The organism is Mesorhizobium sp. GbtcB19 (genome assembly GCF_019091085.1).
Taxonomy (GTDB): domain Bacteria; phylum Pseudomonadota; class Alphaproteobacteria; order Rhizobiales; family Rhizobiaceae; genus Mesorhizobium.
Window position 1 is genome coordinate 371,961 of sequence record NZ_JAGXJY010000003.1, and the last position, 15,651, is coordinate 387,611.

Below are 15,651 nucleotides of genomic sequence, written 5' to 3' on the forward strand. Positions count from 1 at the left end.
GTTTGTTCACGACGGCGACAATTCATGCGCCGTCGCCACCACTTCCTTGAGCGAGGCGCCGCCGGAGGATTCGGTCGCCGCCATCACCGCGCCTTCCACGATCGGCGCGTTGCAGACGATGATCTTGTGCGAGCGCGGCTCGCCGATCATCTCGACCGCCATCTCCGAATTGGTCTCGGCGCCGCCGAGATCGACCAGTATCGCGACGCCCGCTTCCGACCAGGCCTTGTCGATCGCACCCATGATCGCCTCGACGCTGGTGCCGAGCCCGCCATGGCCGTTTCCGCCGCACCAGGCAAGCGGCACTTCGTCCCCGACCATCTGGCGCACCATGTCGGCCGTGCCCTCGGCAACCAGGGGCGAATGCGACACGATGACGATACCGACATTGCTCATCAATGACCCTCTATCGCTTCCGCGACTGCACGCACCAGCAGCGCGGTCGAGCGCGCTCCGGCATCCATATGCCCGATCGAGCGTTCTCCCAGGAAGGAGGCGCGCCCGCGCAGGGCCTTCAAGGGCACCGTGGCCTCGGCCGCCTTGTCGGCGGCGTCGGCGATTTCGCCAGCCGTCTTGCCTTGCGCCAGCGCCTCATACACCGGCTGCAGCACGTCGAGCATGGTTTTTTGTCCGGGCTGCGATTTGCCGCGCGCCGCGACCGCCTCGATCGCCTTGTTAAACGCCACCGTCAGCGCGGCGCGATCCGGCGTGGCCGGCAGTTCCTTGCCGAGCGCCATGAACAGCGTGCCGAACAGCGGGCCGGAGGCGCCGCCGACGGTCATCACCAGCTTGGTGCCGACCGCTTTCAGCGCGTCGGGCAGCGGCTTTGCCGCAAAACCATTCGTCTCGGCGCGCACGGCCTCGAAGCCGCGCTTCATGTTCAACCCGTGGTCGCCGTCGCCGATAGCCTGGTCGAGCGCGGTCAATTCCTCGGCATGCGCCGCGATCGTATCGGCCGCCGCCGCGATCAGTCGGGAGAAATCGGACGCGGTCATTATTGACCCTTCATGCCGGGGCGAACAGCGCCGCCACGGCAGCGAAAACCTCGGCGACCGCGAAGGCGCCGGGATCCGCTATGTCGAGCTGCCGGCCGATATAGGCGGAACGGCCGGCCTTTGCCTTCTGCATCGCCGCGGTTGCCTCGGCGCCCTGCCGCGCCGCTTTGGCGGCCGCTTCCAGCCCGCTCGCGTCGAGGGCCTTCAGCCCCGGCTCCAGCGCGTCGACCATGGTGCGGTCGCCGACTTTGGCGCCGCCGTAGAAGGTCATGCGGTCGAGGCCAGCGAGCAGCGCCTTGGGCAAAGTTGCGCCAAACCCCAAAGTCTGCGCGGCGGCGGTGAAAAAGATCGACAGCAGCACGCCGCTCGAGCCCCCCATGGATGCGCCCAACGTATCACCGATTGTAGCGAGCGTTGCGGCCTTGTCGGCAAGCGGAAGTGTGTCGACACGGTCAAGTACGCTGCGCGCGCCGGTCGCAACGGTCGAGCCGGTGTCGCCATCGCCAGCCTTGGCATCGAGAGCGTTGAGGGGTTCTTCCAGCGCGATCAGCTTCTGGCAGGCGGCCGTGATCAGCCGCTCCGTGGCCGCATCGCGGCTGGCAGCCTTTGCGGTCGAGCCGATAGCCGGCTTGGCCATCGTCACGACCACCGGAGCGCGAACCGGCTTTGCCGGCAGCCAGGCATGCGGGCCGACAGGCGCCAGCAGCGCCGCCTCGCGCTCCGCGTCCAACCTGATCAGCGACAGCGAGAAGCCGTTCATGTTGAGCGCGGTCATCAGATGGCCGGGGCCGATGGTCAGCGCCACCGTCTTCGCCAGCGGCGAGGCCAGCACCGCATTGGCGATCAAAGACATTTCCAGCGGCGGCACCGAGCCGAGATTGTTGATCAACAGCGCATAGCGGCTGCCGGGATCGAGCCGCGCGGCAAGGCGCTCCGCCATGATCGCCACCAGCGCACCGGCGCTCTGCAGCGCGATCCGCTCGACGCCCGGCTCGCCATGGATGCCGAGGCCGAGCTCGCCATCATTCGCGCCGAACCGCTCCTCATGCGCCTGTCCGGGGATCGAGCACGACGAGAGCGAGATGCCGAGCGAAACAATGTCCTTGGCCGCCGCGCGTGCCGCGGCCGCCACCGACGCCAGGTCGCGGCCGCTTTCGGAAAGGTGCCCGGCGATCTTGTGCACGAACAGCGTGCCGGCGACGCCGCGCGGCTGCGCGATGTCGGGCAGCGCGATGTCGTCGCCGACGATCACCATCTCGACCGCGAGGCCCTCGGCGCGCGCCTTCTCCGCAGCCAGTCCGAAATTCAGCCGGTCGCCGGTGTAGTTCTTGACGATCAGCAGGCAGCCGGCGGGGCCGGTCGTGGCGCGGATCGCCGCCAGCACGGCCTCGACGCTCGGAGAGGCAAAGATCTCGCCGGAGACTGCCGCCGTCAGCATGCCGGCGCCGACGAAGCCGGCATGCGAGGGCTCGTGCCCGGCGCCGCCGCCTGAGACGACTGCGACCTTGGTCTTGTCCCAATCGGCGCGCAGCACGACCTTGATCTCGGGATAGCCGTCGAGCCGCGCCAGCGCGCCGGAACCGGAGGTGGCCAGGAAGCCGTCGAGCGCTTCGGTGACGATCGTGTCCTTGCGGTTGAAAAAGTGCTTCATGGATTTCGTCCAGTCCGTATCTGCGGTCGTCAATCGGTGTGCGAATATGGGCGCGAGGGCGGCTACATCAGTCTTTGCCCGTCCGAGCCAAAATAAAGCGGCGCGACGTAGCGGATCGTCACCTTGTCCCCCTTTGCCAGCGGCGTGTCGGGATCGGTCAGCGTCACCAGTTTCTTCGCCCCGACCGTCACATGCAGGTGGTTCTGGTCGCCGAGATGCTCGACCCAGTCGACGACGCCGTCGGCATGGCCGTTCGCCGCCTTCTCGATCGCGAGATGCTCGGTGCGGGCGCCGATCGTTTTCGTTCCGGTCGGCGCGCCGCCATCGGGCAGCAGCCCGGCCGGCAGAAGGTTGATCGCCGGCTGGCCGAGGCGGGCGGCGACATGAAGGTTTGCCGGCTCCGAGTAGATCGCGCGCGGCGTGCCGATCTGCACCAAAACGCCGTCGGCGAGGATGCCGATGCGGTCGGCCATGGTCATCGCCTCGATCTGGTCGTGTGTGACATAGAGCATGGTGGCGCCGAGCTCGGACTGGATGCGCTTCAACTCGAGCCTCAGATCGGCGCGCAGCTTGGCGTCGAGCGACGACAGCGGCTCGTCCATCAGATAGATCGCCGGCTTGCGCACCAGCGCGCGGCCGATGGCGACGCGCTGCATCTCGCCGCCCGACAGTTTTGTCGAGCGGTTGTCGAGCTTGTGGTCGATGCGCACCATGCGGGCCACCTCCTCGACACGCCGACGCACCGCCTCCTCCGGAAAGCGCCGCGCCGGCGAGCGCAGCGGGAAGGCGAGGTTGTCGAACACCGAAAGATGCGGGTAGAGCGAATATTGCTGGAAGACAAAGGCAGTGTCGCGTTCGGCTGGCGACAGCGCCGTCGCGTCATGGCCGCCGATATGGATCGTGCCGCTGTCCGGCCGCTCCAGCCCGGCGATCAGCCTCAGCGTCGTCGTCTTGCCGGCGCCGGTGGGCCCAAGCAGCACGACGAATTCGCCGTCCTTGATCGCGAGGTCGAGATCGTCGATCGCGACGGTGCCGCCGAAACTCTTGGTCACGCCCTGGATACGGACATCAGCCATGGCGCGCCTCCGCTGCCTGATCATACATGGCGGTCCTGACCGCGCGTCCCGTACCCTTCTCGAACAGCGACAGCCGGGCGCTGCTCAGCGCCAGCCCGACCTGCTCGCCGGGACTGAGGTGGATGCCTGCCGGCACCCGCGCCTTGATGATGCCGTCTGCCGTCTCGACAGCGACGATCTGCGTGGTGCCGAGATATTCGGTGCCGTAGATCGCGCCGCGCAGCCTCGAGCCGTCGTCGAAGCGGATATGCTCGGGCCGGATGCCGAGCGCCATGTCGGCGGGTGCCACGTCCTCGCGCACTTCCGGCACCGCCACCTTGGCGCCTTGCACGACGATCTCCTTCGCGCCCTTGGCGAGCCCACCGCCGAATTTCAGGAAATTCATCGGCGGCGAGCCGATGAAATCGGCGACGAACATGGTCGCCGGCCGGTCGTAGATCTCGCGCGGCGTGCCGAACTGCTCGATGACGCCATGGTTCATCACCGCTATCTTGTCGGCCATCGACATCGCTTCCATCTGGTCATGCGTGACATAGACCGTCGTGGCGTGGATGCGGTTGTGCAGCTCGCGCAGTTCGTGGACCATCAAGTCGCGGAACTCGGTGTCGAGCGTGCCGAGCGGCTCATCCATCAGGAAACATTTCGGGCGCCGCACGATGGCGCGGCCGAGCGCGACGCGCTGCCGGTCGCCGCCGGCAAGGCCGGAGACCGACTTGTCGAGCAAATGGTCGATACGCAACAGCTTCGCTGTCTCCTCGACCCGTTCGCGGATCTCCGCCGAAGCCATGCCCTGCGCCAGCAGCGGAAAGCCGATGTTCTTGCGCACATTCATATGCGGATAGAGCGCGAAGAGCTGGAACACGAAGGCGATGTCGCGCTCGCGCGCCCGGCGCATGGTGACGTCCTCGCCGCCGAGCAGGATCTTGCCGCCGGTCGGCAGTTCGAGGCCGGCGATCATGCGCAGCGTCGTCGTCTTGCCGCAGCCGGACGGTCCGAGCATGACGAAGAACTCGCCATCCTCGACGACGAAATTGGAATCCTGCACGGCGACGAATGCGCCGAAGGCCTTCCTCAGGTTCTGAACACGGATCTCGGCCATAGTTATTCCGGGAATTTCGAGACGATGATGAACATCACCGTGCCGGCAAGCATGGTGATGAAGGAATAGGTGTAGAGCGACAGCGCGAAGGGCTGAAACAGCATCAGGAAGCCGATCGCGATGATCGCCGTCGCGATGTTTTCCATCAGGCCGCGCCTTGCCCAGACGGGCCAACGCGATTTACGTTTTGCAGTCTGGATCGTGCTCATTTGCGCACCGCGCCGAAGGTTATGCCGCGCAGCAATTGCTTGCGGAGCAGGATGGTGAAGACGAGGATCGGCACCAGGAAGATGGTCGTGCCCGCCGCTACCGCCGGCCAGTCCTGGCCGCCTTCGCCGATGATCGTCGGGATGAACGGCGGCGCGGTCTGCGCGGTGCCGGAGGTGAGGAGCGCGGCGAACGCATATTCGTTCCAGGCGAAGATCAGGCAGAAGATGGCGGTCGCGGCGATGCCGGTCGTCGCTTGCGGCAGTACGGTGCGCCAGAAGGCCTGCAACCGCGTATAGCCGTCGATCATCGCGGCCTCTTCGTACTCGCGCGGGATTTCGTCGATGAAGCCCTTGAGCAGCCAGACAGCCAGCGAGACGTTGACCGCGGTATAGAGCAGGATCATGCCGAGCGCGGTGTCGGACAGGCCGAGCTCGCGGTACATCAGATAGATCGGGATCGCCACCGCGATCGGCGGCATGAAGCGCGTCGACAGGATGAAGAACAAAAGATCGTCGGCCAATGGCACCTTGAAGCGCGAGAAGCCATAGGCCGAGAGCGTGCCGAGGAACACCGCGCAGAAGGTCGAGCCGAAGGCGATGATCAGCGAGTTGACGAAACGCGGCAGGAAGTTCGATGGGCCGGCGATCACCATATTGCGCTTGCGCACCGTCTCGTCGCAGAAGCCTGTCGCCGGCCCCAGCGAGTTGATGTATTCCGGCGTTTGCCGGGTGCGGGTCGTGAACAGGTTGCAATAGCCCTCGATGCTCGGCTGGAAGACGATCTTCGGCGGATAGGCGATCGAGTCCGGCGGCGTCTTGAAGCTGGTGGCGAAGATCCACAACAGCGGCACGATCGAGATCAGCGCATAGGCTATGATGATCGTGCCGGCGATCAGCTTCGCGTTCGACGACGGCGCGACGACGGAATGGGCGGTGGTCAGGCTCATCTCTGCTTCACCTTGTTGAGTGCCTTGACGTAGATGTTGGCGAGGCCAAACACCGCGACGAACAAGATGATGGCGAAGGCCGAGGAATAGCCGGTGCGCCAGCTTTCGAAGGCCTGCCGCTTCAACGTGATCGAGGCGACCTCGGTGGTCGAGCCGGGCCCGCCGCCGGTCAAGAGGTTGACCATGTCGAACATCTTGAAGTTCTCGATGCCGCGGAACAGCACCGCGAGCATAATGAAGGGCAGCGCCATCGGCAGCGTGATCGACCAGAACTGCCGCCAGTTGGAGGCGCGGTCGACCTCGGCAGCCTCATAGATATATTCCGGGATGGAGCGCAGGCCGGCGAGGCAGATCAGCATGACGTAGGGCGTCCACATCCAGGTGTCGACGATGATGATCGACCATGGCGCCAATTCGACATTGGACAGCATCTGCACATTCGTCGGCGGAATGCCGGTGACGAAGGAGACGACATAGGAAAACAGCCCGATCTGCGGTTCGTAGAGGAAGCGCCAGAAATTGCCGACCACCGCCGGCGACAGCATCATCGGCACCAGGATCACGGTGGTCCAGAAGGCATGGCCGCGGAACTTGCGGTCGATCAGCCAGGCGAGCGTGAAGCCGATCACCGTCTGCAAAAGGATCGTCCAGAACACGAAATGCGCCGTGGTCTGCATGGCGATCCAGATGTCCTGGTCGCCGAGGATGCGCTGGTAATTGGCGAGCCCGAGGTTCTTCACCACCTCGTTGGGGCGGTTGGCGCGGTAGTTGGTGAACGACAGATAGATCGCCCAGAACAGCGGGAAGATGTTGATGGCAAGCAACAAAAGAATCGTCGGCGAAATGAACAGCCAGGCGAGGCCCTTATCGCTGATGCCCCGGATCTTCTTGGCCAACGGCTCCGGGGTCGCCCGGGCAACGTTGTCCGCAGTCCGATCAAGCATGGTGAGTCCTGCTTCGGTCACGTCAAGTCTCGACAATGGAATTTATCTGAACTGCGTCCCGTGCCAAGGGCGGCACGGGACGCGCGGGTCACGGCTCGGGAGGAGCCTTACATCTTGCCATCGTCCTGGAAGGTCTGCGTCCAGTCCTTGACCAGACTGTCGAGCGCTTCCTGCGCGGTACCCTTGTCGGCCACCACATAGTCATGAACGCGCTTCTGCATCGCCTGCAAAAGCGTGGCGTAGCTCGGCTCGGCCCAGAAATCCTTCACGATCGCCATCGATTCCAGGAAGGTCGAAGCGTAGGGCTGGCTGGAAGGGAATTTGGGGTCGTTCACCACCGCATTGAGACAGGAGTAGCCGCCCAGCGCCCACCATTTGGCCTGCACGTCCTTGTTGGCGAACCACTTGATGTATTTCAGCGCCGATTCCTGTTTGTCGGAATAGGAGACCACGGAAATACCCTGGCCGCCGAGCTGGGCGAAATGCCCCTTCGGACCGGCGGGGTTGGCGAAGAAGCCGATCTTGTCGCCACCTACTTTCTCGTCCTTGTAGAGACCCGGCCAGGTGAAGGCGAAGTTCATATGCAGGGCAACCTGGCCCGATTTGAAGGCGTCGGCCGATTCGCCCATGTAGACGTTCGACGACCCGGGAGGCGTGCAGCAATCATATAGCTTCTTGTAGAATTCGAGGCCCTTGGCCGCGTCCGCAGAGTTGACGAAGCCCTGCATTTCGTAGGCCTTCTTTGGATTCTGATAGTCGAAGCCATAGTCGTAGAGGACGTTGGTGACGCCCATGGTGATGCCTTCCGAGCCGCGTTCGGTATAGATCGAGGCGCCATAGACCGTCTTGCCGTCGATCTGCCGCTTCTGGAAGAATTCGGCGATCTGCATCAGCTGGTCATAGGTCTTGGGCGGCCCAAGCTCCCAGCCATATTTCTCCTTGAATTCTTTCTGCAGTTCGGGCTTGGAGAACCAGTCCTTGCGATAGGTCCAGCCGACGACGTCGCCCATGGCCGGCAGCGCCCAGTAGTTCGGCGTGTTCTTCGGCCATTCGGAATAGCCGACCACGGTCGCCGGCACGAAGTCGTCCATGCTGATATGCTCCTTGTCGAAGAAGTCGTTCAGCTTGACGTAGTGGCCGTTCTCGGCGGCGCCGCCGATCCACTGGCTGTCGCCGATGATCAGGTCGCAGAGCTTGCCGTGCGAGTTGAGCTCGTTGAGGAAGCGGTCGGCGTAGTTGGTCCACGGCACGAACTCGAACTTCATGCCGATGCCGGTTTGCTTGGTGAAGTCCTTGGACAGTTCCACGAGCGCGTTGGCCGGATCCCAGGCCGCCCAGCACAGCGTCAGGTCTTCCGCATGCGCGACATTCGAGACGGCTGTCGACGCAAAGATCGCCGAGGCCAGTCCCAACGCCAGTTTCAAGGTCGATTTCATGCCTTACCTCCCATTTGCGAAACGCGTCCGGATGACGGTTTCAAGAGCCCTCAACCCTCGCTCCTCCGAGGGCCCAAACATGGCGCGCGACGCGCGGCCAATGTTTAGTAATTTGTTTAGTGATGCTCTTTTTACTAAACAACGCAAGCGAATTCGTTGCTGCGTCGCAGCATGGCGGGAAGGGTCATTGAAATCGTTCGGGAAAAGCGTCGGCTGTTACGCCGCATGGCACGGACCGTGGCGCTGGTCGACCCCCACTCCGTCTCGGCTTCGCCGAGCCACCTCTCCCCCGATCGACGGGGTAGAGGAAGGGCGCCGAGCTTTTTTGCGTCAACGCTCGTCCTGCAACGCTCCCTTCCTTTCCCTCCGGAGGGGGGAAAGGTGGCGCTGCGAAGCAGCGACGGATTGGGGGAACCACCTGGCAATCAAGCCTTCGGCCTGATCAGTCCCGCCAGTCACAGATGGCGTTGCCCAGGAAAAATCAATGTGGCTCAGTCGACCCGTCCAGTGCTCGCCGTCACCGGCCTAACCGGCGGCGCCGGCGGCAGCAGCGCGCGAATGTCGGCGAAGGGGAAAGTCGGCTCGAAGCGGAAGGCCTCGGCCAGCGCGCCGGAGGCGCCATTGCACTGTCCGGCGCGAAACTCGTTCTGGAGGCGCGCCCTGTGCACATAATGCTCCGGGCCCTGCGAGCGGTGCGCGCGGATCGCTTTCGCCTTGATGTCCCAATGGTGGGAAATCTCGACATAATGCGTCGGTGAAAAGCCGGTGCCGCCGAGCGTGTCGGCATGCAGCACCGGTAGCGCGAAGGACGCCGCGATGCGCACGCCGTCGGACAAGGCGCGATGGTCGCCGTGATAGTCATAGGGCGCATGGGTGATGGCGAGGTCAGGCTTCACCTCGCCGATCAGCGTCTTCAGCACTGAGATGAACGCGGCATCGGCGATGAGCGCTCCGTCGGGAAAGTCGAGGAAGCGCGGCTCGATGCCGAGCAATCCGGCTGCCGCGGCCGCTTCCTCGCGCCGCAGGCGGGCAAGTGCCGCCGGATCCCCTTTGCCGCCCTTTGCGCCGTCGGTGGCTATGGCAAATGTCAGTTCTGCGCCTAGCGCGGCATAGGCGGCCATCGTACCGAACATGAATATCTCGATGTCGTCGGGATGCGCCCCCAGCGCCAGTATTTTCACGTCAATTCTCCCGGAAATGGAACTGTGCCGAACGGAATCCTGCTCGCCCTGATCGCCTATGCAAGCTATTCGTTCAGCGACGCCGTCATCAAGAGCCTGGGCGGGCAGTTCACCGTCTTCGAGATCGGCTTCTTCTCGACCTTGTTTGCCGCCTGCTTTCTGTTCTTCACCAAGCCCAGGGACGAGCGCTGGCGCGACGCGTGGCGTACCAAGAGGCCTTGGGCGGTGCAAGCGCGCGCCTTGTCCGGCATCGCTTCGGGAGTGCTCAGCGTCTTTGCCTTCACCACCATTCCGCTGGCGGAAGTCTACGCGCTGATCTTTCTGGCGCCGCTGCTGGTCACCATCCTGTCGACCCTCATCCTGAAGGAACGGGTCGGTCCCTGGCGCTGGCTGGCAGTGGTCGCTGGCTTTATCGGCGTCATGCTGGTCGTGCGGCCGGGTTTTCGCGAACTGCATCTCGGCCATCTCGCCGCCTTTGCCAATGCCTTCCTCGCCGCCACCAGCGTCATCCTGATGCGCTCGCTCGCCCAGCAGGAGAAGCGCACGACGATCCTCGGCGCGCTGGTCGGCTACGGCCTGGTCTTCAACGGGGTGGGCGCCGCCGCGACATCCTTCACGCTCCCCGGCCTCGGGCAACTGGTCTGGCTGATCATGGCCGGCATTTTCACCGCCGGCGGACAGCTGCTGCAGCTGCTCGCGGTCAAATACGCGCCCGCCAACCGCATCGCGCCGACGCATTACTCGCAGATCGTCTGGGCGGTCATCCTCGGCGCGCTGTTCTTCCAGGAATATCCCGACTGGCTGTCATTGGTCGGTCTGACGGTGGTCGGCGCGTCCGGCCTTTTGACGATGGTGCGCGAAGAAGTCAGGCTCGGCACCGTGCGCTGGAACCCGTTTTCGCGCACAAGGCTTTGAGCGGCTGGTCTCACATTGCGTGATGACCGTGACCGCTGATATGCGGGCGACATGACGACAAAACCCTTGCCGGACCTCCCGGTCACAGCCGTGCTGCCGGCGCTTGGCGCGGCACTTGCCGGGCGCAACAGCGCCGTGCTGGTGGCGCCGCCCGGCGCCGGCAAGACGACGCTGGTGCCGCTTGCGCTGCTCGACGCTGCATGGCTGGGGCAGGGCCGGATCGTGCTGCTCGAACCGCGCCGGCTCGCCGCCCGCGCCGCCGCCCGCCGTATGGCCGAATTGCTGGGTGAGGAGCCGGGCGGCATCGTCGGCTACGCCATGCGCATGGAGAACCGCACCTCGGCGCGCACGAAAATCCTGGTCGTCACCGAAGGCGTGCTCTCGCGCATGATCCTCGACGATCCGGTATTGCCAGGCGTCTCGGCGGTGATCTTCGATGAATTCCACGAGCGCTCGCTCGACGGCGATTTCGGCCTGGCACTGGCGCTCGACGTGCAGGGCGCGCTCAGGCCGGATCTGCGCCTGCTGGTCATGTCGGCGACGCTCGACGGCGCGCGCGTCGCAAGGCTTCTGTCACAGGCACCGGTGATCGAAAGCGAGGGCCGCGCCTTCCCGGTCGAAATCCGCTACGACGAACGTCCCGCCGGCGTGGCGATCGAGGACGCCATGGCCAAGGCCATCCGCTCCGCGTTGGGCACCGAACAGGGCAGCGTGCTCGCCTTCCTGCCCGGACAGCGCGAGATCGAGCGCACCGCCGAGCGGCTCGCGGGCAGCCTCAGTGCCGACACCGACATCGTTCCGCTCTACGGCCAACTCGACAACAAGGCGCAGGACGCCGCCATCAAGCCGGCGCCAGCCGGCCGCCGCAAGGTGGTGCTGGCGACCTCGATCGCCGAGACCTCCATCACCATCGACGGCGTGCGCGTCGTCATCGATTCCGGCCTGTCGCGGCTGCCGCGCTACGAGCCGGCGAGCGGCCTGACCAGGCTGGAGACGGTGCGTGTCAGCAGGGCTTCGGCCGATCAGCGCGCTGGCCGCGCCGGCCGTACGCAGCCCGGCCTGGCCGTGCGCCTGTGGCGCGCCGAGCAGACGGCGTCGCTGCCCGCCTTCACGCCGCCGGAAATCCTCGAGGCCGATCTTTCCGGCCTGTTGCTCGACTGCGCTCCCTTCGGCGTTGCCGATCCGTCGAGCCTGTCGTTCCTCGATCCGCCGCCGGCGCCGGCGCTCAACGAGGCCCGCACGTTGCTGCAGGCGCTGCACGCCATCGACGATGCCGGCCGGCTGACCGAGGCGGGCGCCGCCATGCGCAAGCTGGCGCTGCCGGTGCGGCTGGCGCATATGGTGGCCGAGGCGGCGAAGACCGGCCATGCGCGGGAAGCGGCGACGCTCGCCGGGCTTTTGACCGAGCGCGGGCTCGGCGGCGACAGTGCCGACCTCGAACGCCGGCTGATGCGTTTCGCCAGTGAAAGATCGCCACGCGCCAATGCCGCCCGGCAACTGGCGGAGCGCCTGGCCAGGCAGGCTGGCGGAGAGAGGAACGACACCCCAGCCGGCGCCGGTTCGCTGCTCATCCATGCCTGGCCGGACCGTGTGGCAAGGGCGCGCGGCGAGCGCGGCCGCTTCGTGCTGGCCAACGGTTCGGGCGCCATGGTCGATGCCGCCGATCCGCTCGCCAATGAAACCTGGCTGGTCGTCGCCGATCTGCAGGGCAAGGCGCAGAACGCCCGCATCACCGCCGCCGCGCCGGTCGACGAAGCCGACATCCGCGCCGCCCTTGCCGACAGAATCGAGACCAGGCGCGAGACAAGCTTCGACCGCGAGCGCCGCGCGGTGCGGGTGCGCGAGACCGCGCGGCTCGGCGCCATCACGCTTTCCGAGCGCATGCTGCCGCCGCCGTCGGGTGCCGATGCCGACCGCGCCATCCTGGATGCGCTGCGCGAGCACGGCCTGTCGCTGCTCGACTGGGGCAAGGAGGCGGAGGTGCTCCGCCAGCGGCTCGGTTGGTTGCATCGTGGCCTCGGCGCGCCCTGGCCCGACGTTTCGGATGAAGCGCTTGTCGAGGGCCTCGACGACTGGCTCCTGCCGTTTCTCTCCGGCGACGCCTCTCTCGCGGCCATCAAGCCGGCGACTTTGTCGTCGGCGCTGATGGCGCTGGTCCCGCACGACCTGCAGCGCAAGGTCGACACGCTGGCGCCGACGCATTTCGACGCGCCGTCCGGCAGCCATGTGCCGATCCGCTATGACGGCGAATGGCCGGTGCTGGCGATCCGCGTGCAGGAGCTGTTCGGCATGGACAAGCATCCGGCGATCGCCAACGGCACCGTGCCGCTGACGCTCGAATTGCTGTCGCCGGCGCACCGGCCGATCCAGACGACGCGTGATCTTCCCGGCTTCTGGCGCGGCTCCTGGGCGGATGTGCGCACCGACATGCGCGGCCGCTATCCCAGGCATGTCTGGCCGGAAAACCCGCTTCTGGCGGCCGCCACCAGCCGCGCCAAGCCGCGGGGAACGTAGTGACGGGCTCACAGTCGCGAACCGCGTACCTTTGCGATTGGCGCAAACGCCCACCACGTCGTCATCCTCGGGCGGAGCAAGGAGCGAAGCGACGCGCGTAGACCCGAGGATCCATTCCGTGACTGCGAAGTGTCGCGGCGATCCAGAATTCTGCTCCGCTGCATTCTGCGGTCGAGGTAACGGAATGGATCCTCGGGTCTGCGCTCCGCTTCGCGTCGCTCCGCCCGTGGATGACAAAGTCGCGCTCATAATGGTGAACCGAAACACCGGCTGCTGCCAACCGGGTCAAGTCGCCCCCACTGGCTACTAGCGCTTACCCTCCTGCGGTTATAATCGTAAGTCGATGATCAACATCCTGCGCGCGCCCGATTCCCAGCAAAGCCAGCGGCTGCGGCTCAACACGCTGATCCGCCTGCGCTGGCTGGCCATCGTCGGCCAGAGCGTCGCCGTGCTCGTCGTCGCCTACGGGCTGAAATTCCCGCTGCCGGTCTCGATGTGCTTTGCGCTGATCGCCTGCTCGGCCTGGATGAATCTGTGGCTCACCTTCCGTTACCCCGCCGCGCACCGCCTGACGCCGCCCTCGGCCTTCGCCATTCTGACCTTCGACGGTATCCAGCTTACCGGCCTGCTCTACATGACCGGCGGCCTCACCAATCCGTTTTGCGTGCTGCTTTCGGTGCCGGTCGTCATCTCGGCCGCCTCGCTACCGCTGCGCATGACCGCGGTGCTGGGCGCGCTGGTCATGATTGCCGCCACGCTTCTGGTGTTCTTCCACCTGCCGCTGCCCTGGTATGAGGGCTCGCCGCTGCCGATGCCCTTCATCTATGTCGCCGGCATGTGGATGGCGGTCTTCGCCTCGATCGCCTTCACCGCCATCTATGCCTTCCGCGTCGCGGCGGAAGCGCGCCTGCTCGCCAACGCGCTCGCCGCCACCGAGCTGGTGCTGCAGCGCGAGCAGCATCTGTCGGCGCTGGACGGGTTGGCGGCCGCCGCCGCGCACGAGCTCGGCACGCCGCTGGCCACCATCACCGTCGTCGCCAAGGAGATGGAAAAGGCGCTCGGCAAGGACCCGAAGTTCGGCGAGGACGTCAAGCTGTTGCGCTCGCAAAGCGAACGCTGCCGCGAGATCCTGAAGCGCCTGACCAGCCTTTCCTCGGAAGGCGAAGCGCATCTGTCGCGCATGCCGCTCACCTCGCTGGTCGAGGAGGTGACGGCGCCGCATCGCGATTTCGGCATCTCGATCCGGCTGCGTCCCGGCGAGCGCATCGGTCCCGAACCGGTCGGCCAGCGCAGCCCCGGCGTCATCTACGGGCTCGGCAATCTGGTCGAGAATGCCGTCGATTTCGCCCGCAAGTCGGTGACGGTCAGCTGGAGCTGGGACAGTGACAAGGTCATCTTCGCGATCATCGATGACGGGCCGGGTTTTCCGGCCGAGATCATCGACCGCATCGGCGAGCCCTATATGTCGACGCGCCAGGGCACGGAGGCCGGCGGCGGCCTGGGGCTTGGGCTGTTCATCGCCAAGACCTTGCTGGAGCGTTCCGGCGCCACCATCGATTTCCGCAATTCGAGCGGGCTCGGCGAGGGCGCGGTGGTGCAGATCGCCTGGCCGCGCGGCCTGTTCCTCAACCAGGACCAGGCCTCAGCCACCATGTTCGACAATGCCTAAGGTATGTCGATATTCAGGTGAGGCCGGCCTGCAAATGGCGGTTTCCTGCGCTTCCGGTGCTCACGTACTTTGAGTACGCTCCGCTCCGGTTCTCGGAAGCCACCATTTTCGACTCGGCCTGACCTGAATCTCAACACACCTTGGAGGCTGGCAGTTCCCAGTAGCCGTCCGTCCGATGATTGCGGAACAGCGAACGAAGCCCTGCAATTGTCGCAGGGCAGCTCTGTTGCCGGCTGTAAAAATTGGACATTGCCGTTGCGGGACTGTATCTGCGTAAAAGTAAGGCATTTCGCTTAAAATCCTGCCGCGTTTGGGAAAGCGACATGCCCGGAAACAAGGACTTAAGGCGTATTCGGCAGAATTTCTTTTGGTGCGAAGTGCTTTTGGTCAGCAGGATACCGATAAGATGAGCGGAGACGAGACGACTGGCGCAATGGTTGAGGGCGAGGATACCTCGCTGCTCATCGTCGAGGACGACAAGCCCTTCCTCACCCGGCTCGCCCGGGCCATGGAAACAAGGGGTTTCGTGGTCGAGACGGCGGAGAGCGTGGAGGAGGCGGTCGCCAAGGCGCGCGCCCACCCGCCGGCCTATGCGGTGGTCGACATGCGGCTCGGCGACGGCAACGGCCTCGATGTCGTGGCGGCCATCCGCGAGAAGCGCGACGACGCCCGCGCCATCATCCTGACCGGCTACGGCAATATCGCCACCGCGGTGACGGCGGTGAAGCTCGGCGCCGTCGACTATCTGTCGAAGCCCGCCGATGCCGACGACGTCTTCGCCGCGCTCACCCGCACCTCCGGCGAGCGCGCGGCGCCCCCGGAAAACCCGATGTCGGCCGATCGCGTGCGCTGGGAGCACATCCAGCGCGTCTACGAAATGTGCGACCGCAACGTTTCCGAGACGGCGAGGCGGTTGAACATGCATCGCAGGACCCTGCAGCGGATCCTTGCCAAGCGGGCGCCGCGCTGAACCGACGTCGTCATCCTTGGGCGTAGCGCCGCAAAGCGGCGCGAA

The 15,651-nt window shown here is 65.4% G+C and carries 14 protein-coding genes; 4 read left to right on the plus strand and 10 right to left on the minus strand.

Going from position 1 to position 15,651, the window contains the following annotated elements; translation table 11 throughout:
* Positions 1–6 precede the first annotated feature (6 nt).
* The 10 genes from dhaM to KVT37_RS08505 form a co-directional block, all read right to left on the minus strand.
* Positions 7–396: a dihydroxyacetone kinase phosphoryl donor subunit DhaM gene (gene dhaM / locus KVT37_RS08460; protein WP_095817697.1), complete on the minus strand. Its 390-nt coding sequence runs from the start codon at positions 394–396 to the stop codon at positions 7–9.
* Positions 396–995 (minus strand): dihydroxyacetone kinase subunit DhaL, encoded by a 600-nt coding sequence (dhaL, locus tag KVT37_RS08465; protein ID WP_217571594.1) that lies wholly within the window; start codon positions 993–995, stop codon positions 396–398. The genes dhaM and dhaL overlap by 1 nt, the downstream gene beginning before the upstream one ends.
* A 10-nt stretch (positions 996–1,005) precedes the next feature.
* Positions 1,006–2,646 carry a dihydroxyacetone kinase subunit DhaK gene (locus tag KVT37_RS08470; RefSeq protein ID WP_217571596.1) on the minus strand — a complete coding sequence of 547 codons (1,641 nt, stop codon included), beginning with the start codon at positions 2,644–2,646 and terminating at the stop codon, positions 1,006–1,008.
* Between the two features lie 62 nt (positions 2,647–2,708).
* Positions 2,709–3,722: an ABC transporter ATP-binding protein gene (locus KVT37_RS08475; protein ID WP_217571599.1), complete on the minus strand. Its 1,014-nt coding sequence runs from the start codon at positions 3,720–3,722 to the stop codon at positions 2,709–2,711.
* Positions 3,715–4,821, minus strand: coding sequence for an ABC transporter ATP-binding protein (locus KVT37_RS08480; protein ID WP_217571601.1), 1,107 nt, complete (start codon positions 4,819–4,821; stop codon positions 3,715–3,717). Before KVT37_RS08480 ends, KVT37_RS08475 begins: the two co-directional genes overlap by 8 nt.
* A 2-nt stretch (positions 4,822–4,823) precedes the next feature.
* Complete coding sequence (locus KVT37_RS08485) at positions 4,824–5,030, minus strand: hypothetical protein (protein ID WP_127258256.1); 207 nt, start codon at positions 5,028–5,030, stop codon at positions 4,824–4,826.
* Positions 5,027–5,977 (minus strand): carbohydrate ABC transporter permease, encoded by a 951-nt coding sequence (locus tag KVT37_RS08490; RefSeq protein ID WP_041001244.1) that lies wholly within the window; start codon positions 5,975–5,977, stop codon positions 5,027–5,029. Before KVT37_RS08490 ends, KVT37_RS08485 begins: the two co-directional genes overlap by 4 nt.
* Positions 5,974–6,921, minus strand: coding sequence for a carbohydrate ABC transporter permease (locus KVT37_RS08495; RefSeq protein WP_217571874.1), 948 nt, complete (start codon positions 6,919–6,921; stop codon positions 5,974–5,976). Before KVT37_RS08495 ends, KVT37_RS08490 begins: the two co-directional genes overlap by 4 nt.
* A gap of 107 nt (positions 6,922–7,028) precedes the next feature.
* Positions 7,029–8,357, minus strand: a complete 1,329-nt coding sequence (locus KVT37_RS08500) for an ABC transporter substrate-binding protein (protein WP_217571603.1) — start codon at positions 8,355–8,357, stop codon at positions 7,029–7,031.
* A gap of 491 nt (positions 8,358–8,848) precedes the next feature.
* Positions 8,849–9,538, minus strand: a complete 690-nt coding sequence (locus tag KVT37_RS08505) for a PIG-L deacetylase family protein (protein ID WP_217571605.1) — start codon at positions 9,536–9,538, stop codon at positions 8,849–8,851.
* 24 nt (positions 9,539–9,562) lie between these two features.
* Here KVT37_RS08505 and KVT37_RS08510 point away from each other — a divergent pair, with 24 nt between their 5' ends.
* The 4 genes from KVT37_RS08510 to KVT37_RS08525 all read left to right on the plus strand — a co-directional run bounded on the left by KVT37_RS08510 (position 9,563) and on the right by KVT37_RS08525 (position 15,606).
* On the plus strand, positions 9,563–10,453 hold the full coding sequence (locus KVT37_RS08510) for a DMT family transporter (RefSeq protein WP_217571607.1): 891 nt from the start codon (positions 9,563–9,565) through the stop codon (positions 10,451–10,453).
* Positions 10,454–10,504: 51 nt separating this feature from the next.
* Positions 10,505–12,967, plus strand: a complete 2,463-nt coding sequence (gene hrpB / locus KVT37_RS08515; protein ID WP_217571609.1) for an ATP-dependent helicase HrpB — start codon at positions 10,505–10,507, stop codon at positions 12,965–12,967.
* A 343-nt stretch (positions 12,968–13,310) separates the two neighbouring features.
* Positions 13,311–14,636, plus strand: coding sequence for an ActS/PrrB/RegB family redox-sensitive histidine kinase (locus tag KVT37_RS08520; RefSeq protein WP_217571620.1), 1,326 nt, complete (start codon positions 13,311–13,313; stop codon positions 14,634–14,636).
* 406 nt (positions 14,637–15,042) lie between these two features.
* Positions 15,043–15,606 carry an ActR/PrrA/RegA family redox response regulator transcription factor gene (locus KVT37_RS08525; protein ID WP_040993706.1) on the plus strand — a complete coding sequence of 188 codons (564 nt, stop codon included), beginning with the start codon at positions 15,043–15,045 and terminating at the stop codon, positions 15,604–15,606.
* Positions 15,607–15,651 lie beyond the last annotated feature (45 nt).